Source organism: Fischerella muscicola PCC 7414 (genome assembly GCF_000317205.1).
Taxonomy (GTDB): Bacteria; Cyanobacteriota; Cyanobacteriia; order Cyanobacteriales; family Nostocaceae; genus Fischerella; species Fischerella muscicola.
The window spans coordinates 19,603-38,584 of record NZ_AJLK01000024.1; the positions used below are offsets into that span (position 1 = coordinate 19,603).

At 42.9% G+C, this 18,982-nt stretch carries 19 protein-coding genes and 1 pseudogene; 6 read left to right on the plus strand and 14 right to left on the minus strand.

The genetic code is table 11. The features are described 5' to 3' along the window. Positions 1-4: 4 nt before the first annotated feature. The 4 genes from UYI_RS0103260 to UYI_RS0103275 all read right to left on the minus strand — a co-directional run bounded on the left by UYI_RS0103260 (position 5) and on the right by UYI_RS0103275 (position 5,399). Positions 5-190 carry an alpha/beta fold hydrolase gene (locus UYI_RS0103260; protein ID WP_016865246.1) on the minus strand — a complete coding sequence of 62 codons (186 nt, stop codon included), beginning with the start codon at positions 188-190 and terminating at the stop codon, positions 5-7. A gap of 102 nt (positions 191-292) precedes the next feature. Further along, positions 293-1,186: a helix-turn-helix transcriptional regulator gene (locus UYI_RS0103265; RefSeq protein ID WP_016865247.1), complete on the minus strand. Its 894-nt coding sequence runs from the start codon at positions 1,184-1,186 to the stop codon at positions 293-295. A 17-nt stretch (positions 1,187-1,203) separates the two neighbouring features. Next, a complete protein-coding gene (gene recF / locus UYI_RS0103270; protein WP_016865248.1) occupies positions 1,204-2,373 on the minus strand; it encodes a DNA replication/repair protein RecF in 1,170 nt (389 codons plus the stop codon). Between the two features lie 137 nt (positions 2,374-2,510). Next, positions 2,511-5,399 carry a cation-translocating P-type ATPase gene (locus tag UYI_RS0103275; RefSeq protein ID WP_016865249.1) on the minus strand — a complete coding sequence of 963 codons (2,889 nt, stop codon included), beginning with the start codon at positions 5,397-5,399 and terminating at the stop codon, positions 2,511-2,513. A 292-nt stretch (positions 5,400-5,691) separates the two neighbouring features. On the opposite strand from UYI_RS0103275, the gene UYI_RS0103280 reads away from it, so the two are divergent. The 3 genes from UYI_RS0103280 (at position 5,692) to UYI_RS0103295 (ending at position 9,312) form a co-directional block, all read left to right on the plus strand. After that, the gene (locus tag UYI_RS0103280) at positions 5,692-7,362 is read left to right on the plus strand and encodes a transglutaminase-like domain-containing protein (protein ID WP_016865250.1); all 1,671 of its coding nucleotides are present in this window, start codon (positions 5,692-5,694) and stop codon (positions 7,360-7,362) included. A gap of 501 nt (positions 7,363-7,863) precedes the next feature. Continuing rightward, positions 7,864-8,412, plus strand: a complete 549-nt coding sequence (locus tag UYI_RS0103290; RefSeq protein ID WP_016865252.1) for a COP23 domain-containing protein — start codon at positions 7,864-7,866, stop codon at positions 8,410-8,412. A gap of 3 nt (positions 8,413-8,415) precedes the next feature. Beyond that, positions 8,416-9,312 (plus strand): S1 family peptidase, encoded by an 897-nt coding sequence (locus UYI_RS0103295; protein WP_016865253.1) that lies wholly within the window; start codon positions 8,416-8,418, stop codon positions 9,310-9,312. A 455-nt stretch (positions 9,313-9,767) separates the two neighbouring features. Here the strand turns inward: UYI_RS0103295 and UYI_RS0103305 are convergent, their stop codons facing one another. Then, positions 9,768-10,211 carry a type II toxin-antitoxin system VapC family toxin gene (locus UYI_RS0103305; RefSeq protein ID WP_016865255.1) on the minus strand — a complete coding sequence of 148 codons (444 nt, stop codon included), beginning with the start codon at positions 10,209-10,211 and terminating at the stop codon, positions 9,768-9,770. Positions 10,212-10,213: 2 nt separating this feature from the next. Next, entirely contained in the window at positions 10,214-10,498 is a 285-nt protein-coding gene (locus UYI_RS0103310) for a hypothetical protein (protein WP_026085711.1), read from the minus strand. A gap of 16 nt (positions 10,499-10,514) precedes the next feature. Between UYI_RS0103310 and UYI_RS34485 the strand changes: the two are divergent. Beyond that, positions 10,515-10,681: pseudogene (locus UYI_RS34485) on the plus strand (element excision factor XisI family protein); the annotation flags it as partial. A gap of 42 nt (positions 10,682-10,723) precedes the next feature. On the opposite strand, the gene UYI_RS0103325 reads toward UYI_RS34485, so the two are convergent. Next, on the minus strand, positions 10,724-11,551 hold the full coding sequence (locus tag UYI_RS0103325; protein ID WP_016865257.1) for a PD-(D/E)XK nuclease family protein: 828 nt from the start codon (positions 11,549-11,551) through the stop codon (positions 10,724-10,726). 526 nt (positions 11,552-12,077) lie between these two features. On the opposite strand from UYI_RS0103325, the gene UYI_RS0103330 reads away from it, so the two are divergent. After that, positions 12,078-12,356, plus strand: a complete 279-nt coding sequence (locus UYI_RS0103330; RefSeq protein ID WP_016865258.1) for a lipopolysaccharide assembly protein LapA domain-containing protein — start codon at positions 12,078-12,080, stop codon at positions 12,354-12,356. A 34-nt stretch (positions 12,357-12,390) separates the two neighbouring features. Here UYI_RS0103330 and UYI_RS0103335 read toward each other — a convergent pair whose 3' ends face one another. The 7 genes from UYI_RS0103335 to UYI_RS37510 all read right to left on the minus strand — a co-directional run bounded on the left by UYI_RS0103335 (position 12,391) and on the right by UYI_RS37510 (position 17,385). After that, positions 12,391-13,029: a lysophospholipid acyltransferase family protein gene (locus UYI_RS0103335; protein ID WP_016865259.1), complete on the minus strand. Its 639-nt coding sequence runs from the start codon at positions 13,027-13,029 to the stop codon at positions 12,391-12,393. A 45-nt stretch (positions 13,030-13,074) separates the two neighbouring features. Then, positions 13,075-13,359: a hypothetical protein gene (locus tag UYI_RS0103340; RefSeq protein WP_016865260.1), complete on the minus strand. Its 285-nt coding sequence runs from the start codon at positions 13,357-13,359 to the stop codon at positions 13,075-13,077. Beyond that, positions 13,349-13,438, minus strand: coding sequence for a BrnT family toxin (locus UYI_RS40105; protein WP_373278968.1), 90 nt, complete (start codon positions 13,436-13,438; stop codon positions 13,349-13,351). The genes UYI_RS0103340 and UYI_RS40105 overlap by 11 nt, the downstream gene beginning before the upstream one ends. A 446-nt stretch (positions 13,439-13,884) precedes the next feature. Next, the gene (gene fabD / locus UYI_RS0103345; RefSeq protein WP_016865261.1) at positions 13,885-14,763 is read right to left on the minus strand and encodes an ACP S-malonyltransferase; all 879 of its coding nucleotides are present in this window, start codon (positions 14,761-14,763) and stop codon (positions 13,885-13,887) included. 103 nt (positions 14,764-14,866) lie between these two features. After that, positions 14,867-15,859, minus strand: a complete 993-nt coding sequence (locus UYI_RS0103350) for a beta-ketoacyl-ACP synthase III (RefSeq protein WP_026085712.1) — start codon at positions 15,857-15,859, stop codon at positions 14,867-14,869. Between the two features lie 117 nt (positions 15,860-15,976). Next, positions 15,977-17,020, minus strand: coding sequence for a phosphate acyltransferase PlsX (gene plsX / locus UYI_RS0103355; RefSeq protein ID WP_035138050.1), 1,044 nt, complete (start codon positions 17,018-17,020; stop codon positions 15,977-15,979). Positions 17,021-17,148: 128 nt separating this feature from the next. Next, positions 17,149-17,385, minus strand: coding sequence for a hypothetical protein (locus tag UYI_RS37510; protein WP_162140377.1), 237 nt, complete (start codon positions 17,383-17,385; stop codon positions 17,149-17,151). A gap of 98 nt (positions 17,386-17,483) precedes the next feature. Here UYI_RS37510 and UYI_RS0103370 point away from each other — a divergent pair, with 98 nt between their 5' ends. Then, positions 17,484-18,806 (plus strand): D-alanyl-D-alanine carboxypeptidase, encoded by a 1,323-nt coding sequence (locus UYI_RS0103370; protein WP_016865266.1) that lies wholly within the window; start codon positions 17,484-17,486, stop codon positions 18,804-18,806. Positions 18,807-18,982 lie beyond the last annotated feature (176 nt).

Below are 18,982 nucleotides of genomic sequence, written 5' to 3' on the forward strand. Positions count from 1 at the left end.
TAGTTCAAGAATAAGCGATCGCATCTTCTCTGACGTGGTAGCCTGCATTCACCAAAGCAGAAACTTGATTTCGCCATAAATTACCATCATCAGGCCAACCGTGCAGTAATAGTACACATTCTTTACCTGAACCTGAATCTTGTAAATAGTAGCGATCGCCTTTTACTTCTACACTTAGGGTATTGTACATAAGTTTTGGTGTTGAGTATTACATATCAAACAACCTCAACATTACTCAAACCAAAAGTGTATAGTCGTTCACATTCTTGCTATTGGGAGCATATTTTTGCTATTAATTCCGAAACTCCTGAGGAGACAAACCAACCCAGCGCCGAAAATGACGGCTGAGATGACTTTGATGAGCAAAACCACAGATCAGCGCGATATCTGCAATACTTAAATCCAATTTTTTAAGCAACTGCTTTGCAAGTTCTACTCGCCTATAAATTACAAACTGGTGCGGCGTCATGTGTAACGACTGTTTGAACAGGCGACAAAAGTAATAACAACTAATTCCGGCTATATTTGCTAAGTCTGCTAGTTTGATATCTTCACTTAAATTTGCTTCGATGTAATCTATAATTTGCTTAACTTTATATTTTGGTAATCCATCATAATATTCCGGAAAATAATGTTTTGATACTGAGAAGTTTTTAATTAAATGTACTGCTAGAGCCGTACCAAAAGACTCACCGTATAATCTTCCTGCTGGACACCCAGCTTCTAAATCAGCTTGGAGAGCATTGACTACGCTTTGAATTACTGGGTCAAAAATTTTCCATTTTTGCACAAATTCAATTTGTTTACTATCTAATATCTCATCAACAATTGTTTCCAAAAATGAGAATTTAAACGTCAGTATCGTAAAAGATATTGTTTCTTCCCACCGTGTCCAATGACTGGTGTGAGCTGGACAAAGACAAATTTCACCACCACCCAGGCGATATGACAAATGATTCCCACCCATACGGCGTTCATGATGCGTCCACGAGTTGATATCCATAATTTCTAGCGTCAACTGTTGCATCGTGTGTTCACAAGTTTCCGAACCAGGATGTTGATAGTGAGCGAGAAAAATGTTGTTCCAGTTAGCTTGTTGACTAGTCAATAATGGTGGACAACAGAGAACTTGATTCAAGTCCTCCACATTCGTCATATCTAAATGTGGCGATATGGGTTGAGGCATGAAGTGAGATTATGATTTTATTCCTGAAAAATTCCTTCTAGTTTTTGTCTGCCAACTCCTACTTTTTCTATGGATATTTTGCCAGTTTTAACGTACAGAATTTGAGAAGAATTCAACCATTGGGAATCAAAAGCACCTAAATGAGTAGTAGTAATTATTGTCTGAAAACGGTCTTGAATTGTATCAAGTAATTGATTTTGACGAGAAGGATCTAGTTCCGCTAAAACATCATCAAGAAGTAGCAGTGGTGGTTCTCCTACAACCTCTTCAATTAGTTGCAATTCAGCTAATTTTAAAGCTAGTACGAGGGTTCTTTGCTGACCTTGGGAACCGTATTGACGAGCTGGTGTTTGATTAATTGTTAATTCTATTTCGTCCCGATGCGGTCCAACGAGAGTAGTGCCTTGGTGCAATTCCGCGATAGTTCTTTGCTGAAGCTTTTCTAGAAAGGCTTGCTGCACCTTTTCTGAGTGATTTTGCTCTAAAGGAACGTTAGGCGAGTATTTGATTTGCAAAATTTCTTTACTGCCACTAATGCTAGCGTGCCACTTTTTGGCTATGGGAGCGAGTCGCTGTATAGCTCTTTCCCGACGTCTAATCACCCGTGTACCTGCTGTCGCTAGCTGTACATCCCATATAGCTAATTCTTCAGTTTGCACAGGTGCGCCTTGACTTGTCTCGATATTGCGTTTCAAAAAGGCGTTACGCTGACGTAATACTTGGTGATATTGTTGTAATATATGGGCGTATATTGGTTCTAGTTGAATCAATAAAGTATCTAGCCAGTGACGCCGACCTTCTGGCCCGCCACGTACCAGTTCTAAGTCCAAGCTAGAAAATTGTACGGCATTAAGGATACCGAGAAAGTCCATTTGTCGCCGGAGATTTTCACCGTTGAGGTTAACCGTACGGCGACCATTACGACGCAGAATTAAGTTGAGAGTGCTAATGCCAGTCTCTCGTTTGAGAGAAGCACTAATTTGAGCAAGTTCTTCTGCTTCTTGCACTAAATCGCGATCGCGAAAAGTACGATGCGATCGCAATGTAGCTAATAACTCCACCGCCTCCAACAAATTAGATTTTCCCTGAGCATTATTGCCCACCAAAATCGTTTTGGGAGCAGTAAACTCAACCTGCTGCTCTTGATAGTTGCGAAAGTGTCGGAGGTGGAGGGTTTTTAAATACATACGGGAGTGTGGGGAGTAGGGGAAGTAGGAGGTGGGGAAGGTGGGGCCCCCTATGGGGATAAGGGGCAGTGGGGAGATGGGGAGGTGGGGAGAGAACTTCTCCCTATCACCCCATCATCCCATCACCCCATACCCCATCACACGGTTTTCTTGCCCATCAATCGGAAGATGATCTTTTCAATTTCAATCCACACAAACATTAAGGCGCTGAAGCCAAGACAAATTGCCAATTCTGGCAAGGTGATGAAATGAGTCCCGAAGAAATTGCGCAGAGGAGGAACGTAAACCAGCATCAGTTGTAAAATCGTGGTTAACACAACTGCCCCTAACACATAGGGATTTGACAGAGGATTCATCTCTATTGTTAGTCGGCTGTTAGAGCGAATTGCGATCGCATGACCCATTTGGGCAAGACACAGGGAAGTAAATACCATTGTCTTCCACCGATCTGGACTCAACCCATTGCCAGATATGCTGGTGGAATGATTGTACGCCCACGTCATCAAAATAATGGTAATGATTGCGAAAATAATCCCGATCCGAATCATATAAGAACCCAAGCCTCTAGCAAAAATGCTTTCACGCGGACTGAAGGGGGGACGCTTCATGACATCTGGTTCGGGGGGTTCTACAGCTAACGCTAAGGCTGGTAAACCGTCTGTCACCAAGTTCATCCAGAGAATTTGCAGGGGTGTGAGGGGAACTCCTCCTAATCCCAAGATGGGCGCAGCTGCGATGGTGAGAACTTCACCGATGTTACTACCGAGAATATACTTAATAAAACGGCGGATATTGGTGTAAACAACCCGACCTTCCTCAGTAGCGGCAACGATGGTAGCGAAGTTATCATCTAGTAGCACCATGTCGCTGGCTTCTTTACTAACATCAGTGCCGGTGATACCCATCGCAATACCAATGTCAGCTTGTTTGAGGGCTGGGGCATCGTTGACACCATCACCAGTCATCGCGACGAATCTGCCCCGACGCTGTAAAGCTTGGACAATTCGCAGTTTGTGTTCTGGAGCGACTCGAGCATAAATACTCACCAAGTCTACATTTTGCTCTAGGTCTTGGTCGCTCATCCGTTGCAGTTCTTGACCAGTCAGGGCGCGATCGCCTGCTTGGGCAATACCCAGATCGGTCGCGATCGCCCGGGCTGTTAACTGGTGATCACCGGTAATCATAATCGGTCGAATGCCTGCTTCTCGACACTCTTTTACCGCCGCCCTCACTTCTGGACGGGGTGCATCCAGCATCCCCACTAAGCCCAACCACACTAATTCTTGTTCGGATGCTTCATCTGAACCTTCAGGTGGAATTTCCCCAAGCGGTTTATAAGCAAAACCTAGCACCCGCAAACCATTAGAAGCCATGCGATCATTTTCGGCTAATACTTCATCTCGCTGGTTTTGAGTCAGGGGAATAGTGCTACTACCCACATAAAGTTGAGTACAGCGAGCCAAAATTAACTCTGGTGAGCCTTTGGTAAACATTAAATAGCCATGGGAGTTCACCAAATGGCTGATGATCGGATCAACATCACTTAAAGGCGAAACACCTGTTTCTACTTGTTCAACCCTACAAATTACACTCATCCGCTTTCGTTCTGAAGAAAACGGAAACTCACCCACCCGAGGTAATTTACTATCCCACTGATCTTTTTCAATTCCTCCTTTGGCTGCTAGTGTCACCAAAGCCCCTTCTGTCGGGTCTCCTAAAATAGTCCACTGTCCTTGTTGCTGTTGTAAGACAGAATCATTACAAACAGCACAGGCTACTAATAAAGCTTGTAGTTCTCGGTAATCTTGTACCTCAACTTTATTATTTTGCAGTTGAAACTCGCCTGTAGGAGCGTAACCTTCTCCTGTAACGCGGAATTCTTGATGATTGGAAGTTTTTTCACTCGGATTAGAGGTAGAAGCATTTGTGTAGACAGATTGCACTACCATCTTGTTCTGAGTCAAAGTCCCGGTTTTATCAGAACAGATTGTAGTTACAGAACCGAGAGTTTCTACTGCTGGTAATTTGCGAATTAAAGCTTTGCGACGCACCATGCGTTGAGTTCCCAAAGCTAGGGTAACGGTGATCACAGCAGGTAGACCTTCTGGCACGACCGCCACTGCCATACTTAAAGAAACTTCCAATAATTCTGTTAAGTTACCACCACGCAGCAACCCCACAATTACAACAATGGCTACCAAAACTAAAGAACCTGTCACCAGGACATTACCTAGCTGAGTCATCCGTTGTTGTAACGGTGTAGGTTCACTTTCCACCGACTGCAACATGGCAGCAATTTTGCCGAGTTCGGTTTTCATCCCAGTGTTGGTGACTAGAACTTTGCCCCGTCCTTGGACAACTTCTGTACCTTGAAAAACCGAATTGATGCGATCGCCTATTCCTGTCTCTTCAGGTAATGTGGTTTCTGCCTGTTTGTTAACCGCTTCGGCTTCACCCGTGAGTGCCGATTCTCGGATTTGCAAGTTAGACACTTCCAACAAGCGTCCATCTGCTGCTACTTGCATCCCTGCTTCTATGAGCATCACATCCCCCGGTACTAAATCCTTAGCTGCCACCTCTAATGGTTTACCATCACGAATGACGCGGACGTTGGGAGAAGAGAGTTTTTTCAGCGCTGCGAGGGCTTTTTCAGCACGGCTTTCTTGAACATAGCCAAGGATGCCATTGAGGACCACAATTGCTAAGATTGCGATCGTGTCTTTGAATGGTACTTCCCCCGCTTTTAACTCGTTGTTTTGCAGAGCCAGCAAGTCTAAAATCCCGGAAACAATAGCCACAGCGATCAGCATCAACAACATGATGTTTTTGAACTGATCTACCAAAATTTCCCAGGCACTGCGACCACCAGTTTCCTCGAGTTCGTTCGGGCCGTATTGTTCCAATCGCTGTTGCGCTTCTTGAGGTGATAAGCCAGTGTCTGCATTCGTAGAGAGCAGTTCTATTGCTTTATCAACTTCTAAGCTATGCCAAACGGTAGTTGAATCAGGCAGAGAATGAGCAGACATCGTGTAGGTTACAGGAAATGGTTACAGAATTCGATCATAATTTAGTGATAGCTAGAAAAACCATCAACTAAAGTTACATTAGGGATATTGCTAACGAGCGTTAACATAAAGTGTGATTTTTCACATTTCCCTACTTTTTTTACGGCATTATCTAAGTATTATTGCTAGAGTAACTGCTTTTTATAGCACATATTTTTGATAGTTGTGAGTAATAGAAGTTGGGAGTGGAATTGCACAAAACATATCAAAATACATCCTAGTCGTGCTAAATCTTTAAGTACATTAGTTTAATATGAATTTTGCTCTTCCCAGTTTGACCTCTAGCCAGATGTTCGGGCAAAAAACAATTCGACCAATTGGTGCTGCCGTTTTGAGTGGCATTGCTTTCTTCCAAGATACTCTGATTGCTATTGATTCTCCTAAAGGGTATCTGCTGCAAATAGATCCTGCCACTGACAACACAAAAATTCTCAATCCTCACCAAAGCAGGGAATTTACAGATGTCACTGGTTTGGCAATTTGGGAAGATACTCTCTGGGTGACAAGAGGTAATAGTGTTTATTTATGTAAATGGAATTCTTGGGGACTGGAACATTTTGTCACCTTGCCTTACCCTGCCAATGGCATTGCTGTTTGGGAATCAACAGTCTATGTCAGTTGCCAAAAATTGGGAGATATTGTGATATTTAATCGCGATACCCGCAAAGAAATTACCAGATTTTATGCTCCTGGTGTGGGGGTAGAAAATTTGACTGTGACTGATGAAATTCTTTGGGCTTGCGATGCAACAGAACAAAGCGTTTACTGCATGGATAGGGCTACGGGGGAAGTTAAATTTAGTGTACTAACACCGTTTGAATCTCCTACAGGCATAGCAGTACAAACAGATAAAAATACAGGTCAACAAACTCTCTATGTCGCCTACGCTTCTGAAGAACCTTATGTGCGCGATAACCCGAATGCTGACCCGAACCACGAACTAGCATATCGCGATCGCACGTTTATTCACCCACTCTACTATCGTTATTTCCCAGAAAAGCGCTACGCTCTTTCTAATGGCTATCTAATTGAAATGTCCTATGTAGAGGAAATAGCGCCGATTGAAGAGGTTTACTTACAAGACCTAGAATGGCGTATTGCCCTACCAAGCGACACAGATCGTCAAAAGGTCAAACATGTTGAACCTGTGGGACTGCCTTTTACGGAAGAAATTATGGATGGGCAACGGATGGCTGTGTTTAAATTCGATGCCCTGACCCCCGGTGAACGGCACATGTTTGGCTGGAAGGCGGTCTTAGAAGTCCAAGGTATTAAATATCGTCTCACTCCAACCGATGTAGAAGATATTCCTGAACTATCGCCAGAATACCAAACTCGCTATCTCGTAGATAATGATGAATTAGCAATGGATACTACCATTGTCCGCCGTGCTGCCCAAGAAGCAATTGGTACAGAAACCAATTTGCTAAGGAAAATGTACAGCATCCGTAATTATGTCTACGATCAACTAAGATATGGTATTAAACCTTACATAGATACTCCAGATCGAGTATTAGAAAGAGGTGTTGGTTCTTGTGGTGAATATGTAGGTGTTTTGCTGGCTTTGTGTCGTTTAAATGGCATAGCTTGTCGTACCGTCGGACGCTACAAATGTCCTACCTACGCAGAACACCAACATGTGCCTCTGCAACCAGACTACAACCATGTATGGTTAGAATTCTACATCCCTGGTTTTGGTTGGTTGCCAATGGAATCTAACCCTGATGATATTGGTAACAATGGGCCCTATCCCACACGCTTTTTTATGGGTTTGTGCTGGTATCACATTGAAATCGGTAAAGGTATTCCTTTTGAAACTATAACTAGTAAAGGTGTAAGGCTGACAAAAGAAGAAATTTCCATTGGTGAGTTGGCCATTAATCATATTCGCTTCACCATTTTGGGAGAGTTACCACCGTTTTAGCTAACTCCGGGTTTCATATAGCAATCCTATTTGATTCGTGAACAATCAGATCGCCCAGATCCCCGACTTTTTAGAAAAGTCGGGGATCTTGTTTTCACTTATACTGTCGGATCGGCTGATAATTAAGGTGAGTTCAATAGACTTCATTAACCCAACATCCCAACTTTTGCCTTCTGACTTGAAAGTAAACTCACCCCGTCCTGTCGGATACCCCTCTCCGCGGGTTCGGAGAGGGGAACTCACCGGCCCCCACTCCCCCAAGGGAGTAGGTATTAGGGGAAGGGGGTGAGGTTTTTTCATGGCAAGGTTCGTGAAACTTGTTTCATGGGGATGCCCTCTTCCCTCTGCCTTTTTTTGTAAGCTATTTCATCTATATTCATAGATATACGCTAATTTTACTGATATATGTAAAGCATCATCGGAAATACTGCAACTTGAGTTTGTAGCTGATTCTATTCCCGCAAAAGTGCGCTCTACTCTTTTTTGATTAAATTTACATTTATGAAACTGGAGATATCTGATCAATCTTTGACATGGGGTGTGAGAGTTTTCGGCATAGCTGCACTAACTACATTTGCCACAATAGCTATCCTCAATCAACCAAGCTACGCTGGAGACACAACTTTTTACTGTGATCAAAGCAACGGTGTACCGACAACATTTGTTCGTACCCAAAATGGCAAGAGACTACCAATGATTCGTTGGGTTTCCCAGTATTTTAGTGGTAAAGGGTTGACACCTCTGCAACGCTGTCAGCAGGTAACTTACAGATTTCAAAGAAGTTATGACAACGGTACGCTGAGATACATCAAGACAGGTATTCTCAACAAACAGCCTGTCGTGTGCGCCGTTACTGAAAAAAACGCTGCTTGTACAGATACGACTTTATTATTCACTCTCAAACCAGGTAGCAATCCTGATGTTACTTTACGTCAAATAATGGATCGCCGTGCCTTGGCTGCTGGAAACGCCACAAATCAAAGTGGGGGCAACACAAGCAACGATCCAGTGAATATTGATGTTGAAGCGTATCTGTATTTCGGAAAATAAATAATGAAATTCTATTATCAACTTGCACCAGCGCTAATAGGGGTAACAATCGCTCTTGTACAAACACAAGCGGCTGTGGCGCTATCATCAACAGAAGTTAATAATATTGCCAAACAAATCACAGTACTGATTCAAAGTAAAAAGCCAAAGTACGGTTCCGGGGTGATTATCAAAAAAGAAGGCAATACTTACACTGTCCTTACGGCTGCTCATGTGGTAGAAATCAAAGATAATTATGAGATTATTACCTTTAATGGTAAACGTTATGCACTCAACTCCAGCAGTGTCAAACAACTGCCAGGAGTAGACTTAGCTGTGGTGCAATTTAGCAGCAGTCAAAATTACACTGTAGCGAAAATAGGTAACTCTGACGCTAGCACAGAAGGCACTACTGCTTATGTGGCTGGGTTCCCTGCACCAACATTTGCGATTAATCAGTCAATTTATATTTTCAGTGATGGCAAGATTGCTGCTAATGCCTCGAAACCTTTACGTGATGGCTATGCCTTAGTCTACGACAATAATACATCAGAGGGAATGAGTGGTGGTGCAATATTGAATGAAAAGGGTGAACTCATCGGAATTCACGGTAGAGCAGATTTAGATACTAAAGAAGACAAAACAGGCTTTAATTTGGGCATTCCCATTAATACGTTTTTGCGAGTGTCAGCAAAATCTGGGATAGATGTGGGAGTCTCTGTTCCTAATACTCAAGTAGCTACAGCACCCAAAGCTGACGACTTTTTCATTCAGTCTTTGGATAAGTATCAAAAGGGAGACGTACAAGGAGCAGTTGCTGATTATAATGAAGCAATTCGCCTCAATGCCGTGTATGAAGGTTACAGGATGTGGAGTCGAGTCTTAAGGCCGGCGGCACAGAAGTTGAATGAAATTCCGTAGTAAATAGGTGAGGAAACAGCAAAGTGGAGGGATTAACTCTCACAAATAGTGTAGGTTCAAGCTTGAAATGAGAAATTCCAACTTCAGAACCTCACACTCCAGGTTTGAAATGAGAAATTCCGAGTTCTGAACTTGAAATTCCAGGTTGGAAATAAGAAATTCCGAGTTCCGAACTTCAAACTTCAGGTTTGAAACGAGAAATTCCGAGTTCCGAACTTAAAACTTCAGGTTTGAAACGAGAAATTCCAACTTCAGAACTTGAAACTTGATGAAAAACAAGATCCCTGACTTTTTGAAAAAGTCGGGGATTTGTATTGTTTAGTGTAGAGTGCGTGATCGCGTAGCGGCTGCTTTGCAACATCGCAATTCACACTCATCAAAAAGCGATTGGTGTTGGTGAATACAGGCGATCGCGTCTTCAATTTATCCTATAGTAGTGCGATCGCAAATAAAACCTATACTGTTACCGGGTCAACTACTACAATCCCTTCTACTCCATAGCGGGCGAAATCACTTATATTAAATGTCAAGATGTGAGTCACACCATTTGCTTTCATGCTAGCAACAAGGCGAGCATCATGCACTTGCACACTTGAGACACTATATGTAACCACAAGCCTACGCCACTCAGGATAAACAGCAGGTGTATCAGGCAATAATGGAAACAGACGTTCAATCCGTTGCAGCATTCGTTTTGCATCTGTAGGAGTCAAGCCAAAACCATTTCTTGCTGTAGGTCTTGTGGCGACGTTCCAAAATTCGATACAGTTTTGTGATGAAATATGTAGTGTGTGTTTATCAGTTCGTAGTTTTCGTATTGCAGTTTTGACAACTGGGTATCGTGGATCGGTGCGAAAAATAAAACGCAACAGAACGTTAGTATCTATAAGGTACACCACGTTTAAGGATGCTCCTCGTAAATACCCTCACGACTCACTGCATAATCTGATAATGGAAGTGCATCTGACCCAACACAAGCAGCAAAATCATCAGCTAATTGGTCAGCAATTATCTCAAATTCATCATCATGAATTTCAGTATCTGTTTTTTGTCCTAGTAATACTTCTACCGTTGGTGCAAACGCATCAGCTAATAACTGTCGAATGCTTTGGGCGTCGTGACGTGCGATACTTTCTCGTAGTTTTTGCTCTAATTCAGGTGATAATTGCAGGGTTATGGTCGTCATAGTTCGGTTGGGATGAACTTTGTTACACATCGATATTATTGATCATAAGCTTTGGATTCAGCACGACCGTACAGAAGAGGGTGTTGCTGTAGATTTAGTTGCTGCGGGAATTCCTAAAGAACAGATTGTTTTGGGTTTTGAACCCCTCAACAACGAAAACATACAGAGTTTGCAGTCTCGTGACAGGTTTGGAGCGATCGCAAGCCTAATTTTTCCTCATTCAAACTAGACTGTTTGCGAAGCCTTAAAAGCAGAAAATTCACAGATAGAATTAAATGGGCAAAATCGACAGTGATACCCAGGATTGGGCGGAAATATTTGACTAAATTTCTGAGTTTGTTGCTGATATTTTTGCAAATCTTGTTGGTGTTTTTGAGCAATACTAGCTAACTCAAACTCAATAAAATCTAATTCATCTTTGGTAACGCTAATTAATTCCGATTTTTTAGAAAATTCTAAATTGTAAAAGGAAGCTATAGCTTTGTGTCTGGGGTAAAGATAACGAGCGGCTAAAAGATAAACTAACGCCTGACGACGGTCAAAAGCAGATTTACCAGTTTTAAAATCTAAAATATGTAAATTGCCTGAAGATTCAATGAAAATACAGTCCATCGCCGCATAGAGGCGGAAACAATAATGCTTTTGATCAATTAATATTGGTTTGGGAAATCCTTCATCACCACGGGTTAACAAGACAATACGTTTCCCTGAAAGCAATGGCTCATCGTGATACTTCTTCAAAATTTGCAGCACACGCTGTTGCACTTCACTAGGTGAATTGCTCAATCTCAGCAGTTCAGCAACTTTTTCGACGCCGTCTGATTGATTTAATAGGTATCTGTGGTGATGAAATTCATAAACCCCTTTTTGTGCTAGCAAGCCTATGCGCTGGGATGCCGTAACTTTTGTCAGCAATGCTCTAACTTGGGGTTCGTGTTGGCGTGCTTTAATATACCCCCGTCTCATTTGACAATGCCAACGTTGTTGCCCAGATGCTGGGGCAATTAGAGACCAAAGATGATAACTGGTAAAAGGTCGCTCGGGGGTTGACATTACTTAGTAACTGTGAGAAAAAGGACAGGGAATAATATTCGGTTACATAGGCTTTACTCATTTGTTAGCCAAGTGGCTAATCGTACTGCCATTTGTTACGGCAGATTGCTTAGACGGTAAAAATTGCTGAGCGGTATTATGCCATGGTAGTAATAAGTGACAAAGCTCGTTACTGAAATCCAGTTTCGAGCATTGAAATTTACTACTGATAGCCGTAACTCAGCATCTGAGTATGGGATTAAATATATCCTTGACTTTGTTGTTGTTGCCACTCTAGAAATTACTAAATACCATTGTAAACTTACCTCCAGTTAGAAAGGCGGGAGCTTTTGTCACATAAGCATCTACAGCAAATGTTTTTGGTAGGCTTGTTTTGATAAAGTTTTGCAACAGCAATTTTGACCAATACCTTACAAATAGTTAAATTTTTTATCTAAATATTAAAGACGCCTAGATAAAAATAATTACTACTTCTCTAAAATCGTATGGAGAAAGTCTTTGCTTTAGCAATTCGCTAGAAATCACCATGAAAACCTTTGCTGCTCTACTGACAATAATAGTTCTTGTTTTTTGGATCATGGCTGTTGCCCTTCTCTCAGTACAAAACGCTACGCCAGTATCCTTACAATTTTTAGGCTTTCGCTCCATTCAACTTCCAGTGGGCTTACTACTGGCTTTGTGTGCTAGTGTGGGCATGATTGGCATGGCACTGCTACAACCATTGTGGAGGTTAACTGGTTCCGAGCAAAGTTATTCCCCAAGACAAGATGACGCGGAATTTTTTGTCGATGAGGAAGATTTTTAAATCAGGTATCAGTTATCAGTTATCAGTGAATACTTTAGCGCCCTTGTGCGTGTAATGCATTAATTGCTGTAGCGCACTTTTGCGTTAATGTTTCTAACTCTTCTTTATCTGTAGAAGTGGGGGAAGCAATCAACTCACCAATTCTCACCGTTATAGGAACTGCACGAGGTATCACCACACCTTTTTCTTCAATTGCCTGTGTACCCCACAAACAAACTGGTAACAGTGGTGCTTGTGCTTTGGCTGCTATCAACGCCGCGCCTCGTTTTGGATCTGTGATGCGTCCGTCAGGAGTGCGAGTACCTTGTAAGAAAATACCAACAGCCCAGCCTTCATTCAGATATTTTAAGGCTGCACGAATAGCAGTGCGATCGCTTGTTCCTCGACTGACTGGATAAGCACCATATAACTCAATGGCTTGTTTTAAAACAGGAATTTTAAAAAGTTCTTCTTTGGCCATATACGCTACAGGACGACGGACACAGTTGGAAACAATCGGTGGGTCATAATTACTTGCATGATTACTCACCACTACCAAAGGTCCACTTAAGGGGACATTTTCTGCACCATAAATCTTGCCCCGAAAGTAAACATGTAGCATGGGGGTAACAACAGACCACTTAAAGGCTTGATAGAGTAAGAGACTGGCTAACGGTTCGCGGTTTTTGCCCACAGAAGATAATTGAAATCAGACAAAATTAAGGATAAGCGATCGCCACTACTTTTGTACAACTTCGCTCAATGCTTCATGAATTACCTCATCACTCACACCACGACGTTTGAGACTGGCAACTAATGCAGAAACAGTATCCCCATCCAAACGCTCTAAATCTGCTCGCAGCCCCTGACCAATGTAAGCACGAATTAAAGGTTGATAACCAGAAAAACCAAGTAATGGAGCAACTCGCTTTAAATCCTCAACCACGTCTTCAGGAATTCGGATTGTAATAGTAGTCATGGGACGGTTTCGGTCTAATCGTTTTTTCAAGTCTTCAAATTTCATAGTACTCACGCTCCTTGCGCGTTGCCTTGCGAGCTGAAATAATCCGAATCACATTATCATGACGCTCAATGTGAACCACATACAGGAGATTCCAACGTTTCGCGCTTCATCATTACGACTGGCATCAAAAACGACGAGAAATGGATCAAAGAATACCTCTGCGGCTTGTTAGAATGTTACACTGTCATGCTTGCTGGGATTATTCCGAGCCTTCTCCTCGTTCCAAACAAAGGTGATGCCATTTAACACGAAATACACATCCATACCCTTAGTGTAGGCAGAATGTATTTACGTCGTCAATACGTTTTACTGTCTACTCCCAGGGCAAAGACTATTAAACAACTTAACGCTGAACTTTTATTCAGTGAATTTGAGTTGTGAACAGCTTAGAACTACACCCGTAATTTATCTAACTTCGGAATTCACTGAGGTTTCAGTAGGTCATAGAAATTGATGATTACAGTTGTGCGATCGCCTCATCCCTGAATCATAATAATTCGCGATCGCTTCTCCAAATCGTAAAAGCTAAACAGGTAACTCAGCTAAATTACGAATATTTTCCAAAACTAAATTTGAGCAAGTGCGTTTAATCAAGCCAGTTAATACGTTACCAGGGCCAATTTCCACTACTCGCTCAATCCCATTTTCTGGTAACGCCAGTGCAATTTCTCGCCAGCGTACTCCCCCTGTCATTTGTTGGATGAGGCGTTGCTTTAAAATTTCTGCTTCTGTGGCTGGAGTTGGTTCGATATTAGATAAAACTGGTACTTTAGCTTTGTGAAATTCTACGGTTGCTAATATTTCTTGAAACTGTGTTGAAGCTTCTGCCATCAAAGGTGAATGAAACGCACCAGAGACTTTTAAAGGAACTGCACGTTTTGCCTTAACTTGAGATATGACTGCTTGTACGGCTGTAGGTGTGCCAGAAATGACAACTTGAGCAGGGCTATTATCATTTGCCACAACTACATCAGGGGTTTCAGCAATCACTTTTTCTAGTTGTTCCCGGTCAAAATTCATCAAAGCCGCCATCATCCCACCAACAGCACTGTCCATTAGTTCGGCACGGCGTTTTACTAAGCGTAAACCCTCAGACCATTCAAACACGCCAGCAACATACAGAGCAATGTATTCTCCCAAACTGTGGCCAGCAACTAAATCTGGTTGTTGTTTTTCCTGTAGGAGATCAGCCAGAATGCTTTCTACTACATATAAACAAGGCTGAGTGTAGATAGTATGTGATAGTTTGTCGGTATCATTTTGACAAATTTCAATTACAGACCAGCCCAAAATTTCTTCGGCTTGAGCAAATTTATCTTTTGCTAAAGGTATGTTTATTAAATCCATTCCCATTCCCAATGTTTGGGAACCTTGTCCGGGAAACACCCATGCAGTTTTGGTCATTAGTCAAGTGTCAACAGTCAAGTGTTAATAAATTTTGTTGGTAGTTGGTAGTTGCTGGTTGTCTGGAAAATGCAACAAACAACAACTAACAAACAACTACTATCTATCTTCCCCATTGAAAAATAGCGGCTCCCCATGTTAAGCCAGCACCAAAACCTGAGGCGGCAATAATGTCATTAGGCTTAATTTTGTGCTGCCGTACTGCTTCATCCAAAGCCAGGGGGATAGAGGCGGCAGAGGTGTTGCCATAGTAAGCCAGATTACTAATCACTTTTTGTTCCGGGATGTTCAAGCGCTGGGCTACAGCATCTAGAATGCGCTGATTAGCTTGATGCAATAGGAGCCAGTCTATTTCCTCTACGCTGAGGTTGGCACGAAACAAAGCTTTATCAATAACTTCTGGCACTTGCTGGACGGCGAAGCGGTAAACTTCTTTGCCATTCATGGTGATTGGTTGGAAGTTGCCTCTACCAACAACAACACCTGGGAGTAATTCTGTGGCGTCAGGTGTGTAGGGAAGGTTAAGGCAATCGTTTTGAGTGCCGTCACTTCTGAGTTCAAATCCCAGTAAGCGATCGCTATCATTTGCCTGCAATACTACTGCCCCAGCACCATCACCAAATAGTACACAGGTACGTCGGTCTTGCCAGTCTACCCAACGAGAGAGAATATCTGCTCCAATCAGTAAAACATTTTGATATACACCAGTTCTAATAAATTGGGCTGCTGTTACCAATCCAAATACAAAACCGGAACAGGCTGCTGTCATATCAAATGCTACAGCTCTTGCTGCTCCAAGTTTGGCTTGAATTTGACAGGCACTGCCAAACAAGTCATCGGGCGTAGAGGTTGCCAGCAAAATCAGGTCTAACTGTTGCGGTGTAATGCCAGCCATAGCGATCGCCGCCTCACCAGCGGCAGTGGCAAGATCTGTTAGAGATTCACCTACATTTGCCAAACGCCGTTTACGAATTCCTGTTCTTGTGGTAATCCATTCATCTGATGTTTCAACGAGTTCCGTCAGCCCTTGGTTATCCAGAAAAGTAGCTGGCACTGCTGAGCCACTTCCTGTAATTGCGATTCCTAATGTTTGCACTCCGGGTTCTCCCAAGCTATTGGCATTTTGTCATTTGTTTTGTTGTTAGTTGGGTGTTGTTGGTTGTTTGTTGTTTATTCCAACCAACTACCATCAACCAACAAAGAACAAATATGACTATTGACTGTTTTCGGGCAATAGTTGCCCGGAGGATTTACTCTGATATTTAGATTGAATTCTTTGCAGCACCTGGTTATCCACTGCTTCTTTTGCTAATCGAATGGCATTATAAATTGAAGGTGCTTGAGAACTGCCATGACCAATAATGCAAATGCCGTCTACACCCAAAAGCAAAGCACCTCCGTGTTCAGCGTGATCCATCCGCTGTTTAATCCGTCTCAAGTTGGGTTTTAAAATTGCTGTACCGAGTTGACCATGCAATCCTTGGGGTAATTCTTCCCTGACGATTTGCAGCATCACTTCTCCAATTGCTTCGGCAAATTTCAGCAAGACATTGCCTACGAAGCCGTCACAGACAATCACATCAAATTGACCGGAGAGGACATCGCGTCCTTCAGCATTGCCAACAAAGGCTATCTGAGAATTTTCCCGCAGCAGTTGATGGGCGCGAACAGCGGCATCATTGCCTTTGCAGTCTTCCTCGCCAATGTTCAATAAACCGATTTTCGGTTCCGGAACACCCAAGACATACTGACTATAAACCGACCCCATAACGGCAAACTGCTCTAAAAATTTTGGACGGCAGTCTACATTAGCGCCGACATCAAGTATCAGTACTTGCTTGCTAGCTATCATTGTGGGAAACACCGCACCAATTGCTGGACGATCAATTCCTGGCAGTCGTCCCAAGCGGAGCAATGCTGCTGCCATTGCTGCGCCTGAGTGACCGGCAGAAATCACAGCATCTGCCTGCCCCTGCTTGACTAAATCCATCGCCACGTTGATCGAAGCCTTGGGTTTGCGTCTGATACCGCTTAAAGGCTCCTCATCCATCGCGATCGCGTCCTCAGCCGGAACGATCTGCACCTGCCCCAAATTAGTCTTTGGTGGCAGCACTGCTTCAATTTGTTGGGGAGCACCCACCAACAACACTTCCACGCCCAACTCATCCCTAGCTCGCAGTGCGCCAGCGACGATTTCACCGGGTGCGTGATCCCCTCCCATTGCGTCAATTGCGATTCGTACGCAAGTCGATCCCATTGCTCAGAGCTTCTAGAAACCTTACAAATTTTACCAGATGCCTCTGCTGAAAGTAGTAGATTGGTGGCTGCCAATTCGCATCCGTCAATTCCAGACTGAAGGGAAAAAGTATAAATTCTATAATCAACCTACGGATAAACCCGATGGTTTGTATTTACTTTATCCTTCTTTTTTGTCTTTTCTGCTTTCAACAAAGCAACTAACAAGCCCAACATAGCATGAATTACTCCCCACACCCACTGAATAAACAGCGTACAGTGGTTAGTTGTTGATTGTTGTTTTTTGGTTGTTGTTTGTTGTTTGTTGGTTGTTGGTTGTTGGTGAGATAAAATCTTACAAAAATAATAATGAGTGCAGCTTGGCAAAAAACTACGCAGTAAAAAAGAGTCATAAAGCCTAAAATATATCCTTTATAGCCTTTCTGCTTGCAGTAGCATATTTGCATAAATATGAGGAGTGAATAATGCTGGAATTAATTGGTTCAGGTTTAGTTTCAATGTGGCTGGAGATGGCTGGAGTACAAATCAAGCCTTTGGAACCGATGGATGTTTTAGCTTGGCAAAGTAACCCCAGCTTAATTGTTGCTCCTGATCCAAATCCAGCTGGAGTCACCACAGTGCAACAGTATCTCCAAGGGCTAGCAACATCAAAATTAGTAGCGGCGAACACTGTCCACAGTCAAGGGATTTGGATACAGTCAGGGCCAATGCTGATGGCAAATCACCAAGGTACAATTCCTTTACCTGCGGCCTCATTAACTAAGATAGCGACCTCTTTAGTTGCTTTCAAAACTTGGGGGCCAAATCATCAATTTGAGACTTTAGTCAGTGCTACTGGGCCAATACAAAACGGAGTTTTAAAAGGTGATTTAGTCATTATTGGTAGTGGTGATCCTTTGTTTGTCTGGGAAGAAGCGATCGCTCTTGGTAATACCCTCAATAAGATGGGGATCAAGCGAGTCCAAGGTAATTTAGTGATTACTGGTTATTTCGCTATGAATTTCCAACGAGATCCACTGTTAGCAGGTCAGTTAATCAAGCAAGCTTTTAACCACTCTATCTGGACACGGGGAATTGCTTTTCAACACGCACGGATGCCTAAAGGCACACCTAAACCTCAAGTTGTGATCGCTGGTACTGTGAAGGTGGCAGCACAACTAAATCCACAACAAACTTTGCTGGTGCGTCATCGCTCCTTACCTTTGCAGCAAATAATTAAGGAGATGAACGTTTTCAGCAACAATGATATGGCCCAAATGCTAGCAGATTTGGTGGGAGGTCATCTTGTTGTGCAGTCAACAGCCGCCCAATTAGCAAGAGTTCCTGCGTCCGAAATTCAGCTAATCAATGGCTCTGGACTAGGAGTTGAAAATCGGATTTCTCCTCGTGCAGCTTGTGCGATGTTAATGGCACTGCAACAGGAAGCACTGGCACACGGCTTAAATTTAGCAGACTTATTCCCCACCTCTGGCTTTGATCACCGGGGGACACTGCACGCTCGACACATCCCTGTTGCTACTGTGATTAAAACTGGTACTCTCAACGATGTAAGTGCTTTAGCAGGTGTAATGCCTACACGCGATCGCGGTTTGGTTTGGTTCGCGATCATTAACCGTGGCCCCTATGTATCTACATTCCGTGCTGAACAAGATAAGTTTCTGCAAAATCTGCTCAAGCAGCTCCAAATAGCTCAGGGCGTTCCTAGTGTTCTTACTCCTCACTTTGGTATTAATTATGTACCGCAACTAGGCGCAACTAATCGTAATGAGGTTTTGTTTAGAAGTTAGTTAGTTGTCAGATTGTCGGTAGCTGCTTGAATACTACAGTACTACCTGCCACTACTTGTATAGTTAACTCATACCCTTCCATCAACAACATGCCAACCAGAGGATCTGAATCGGCTTCATCGATTGGAATCCTCAGCAATTGACCATCCCAGACAATAACAGCTTCATAGACCTGA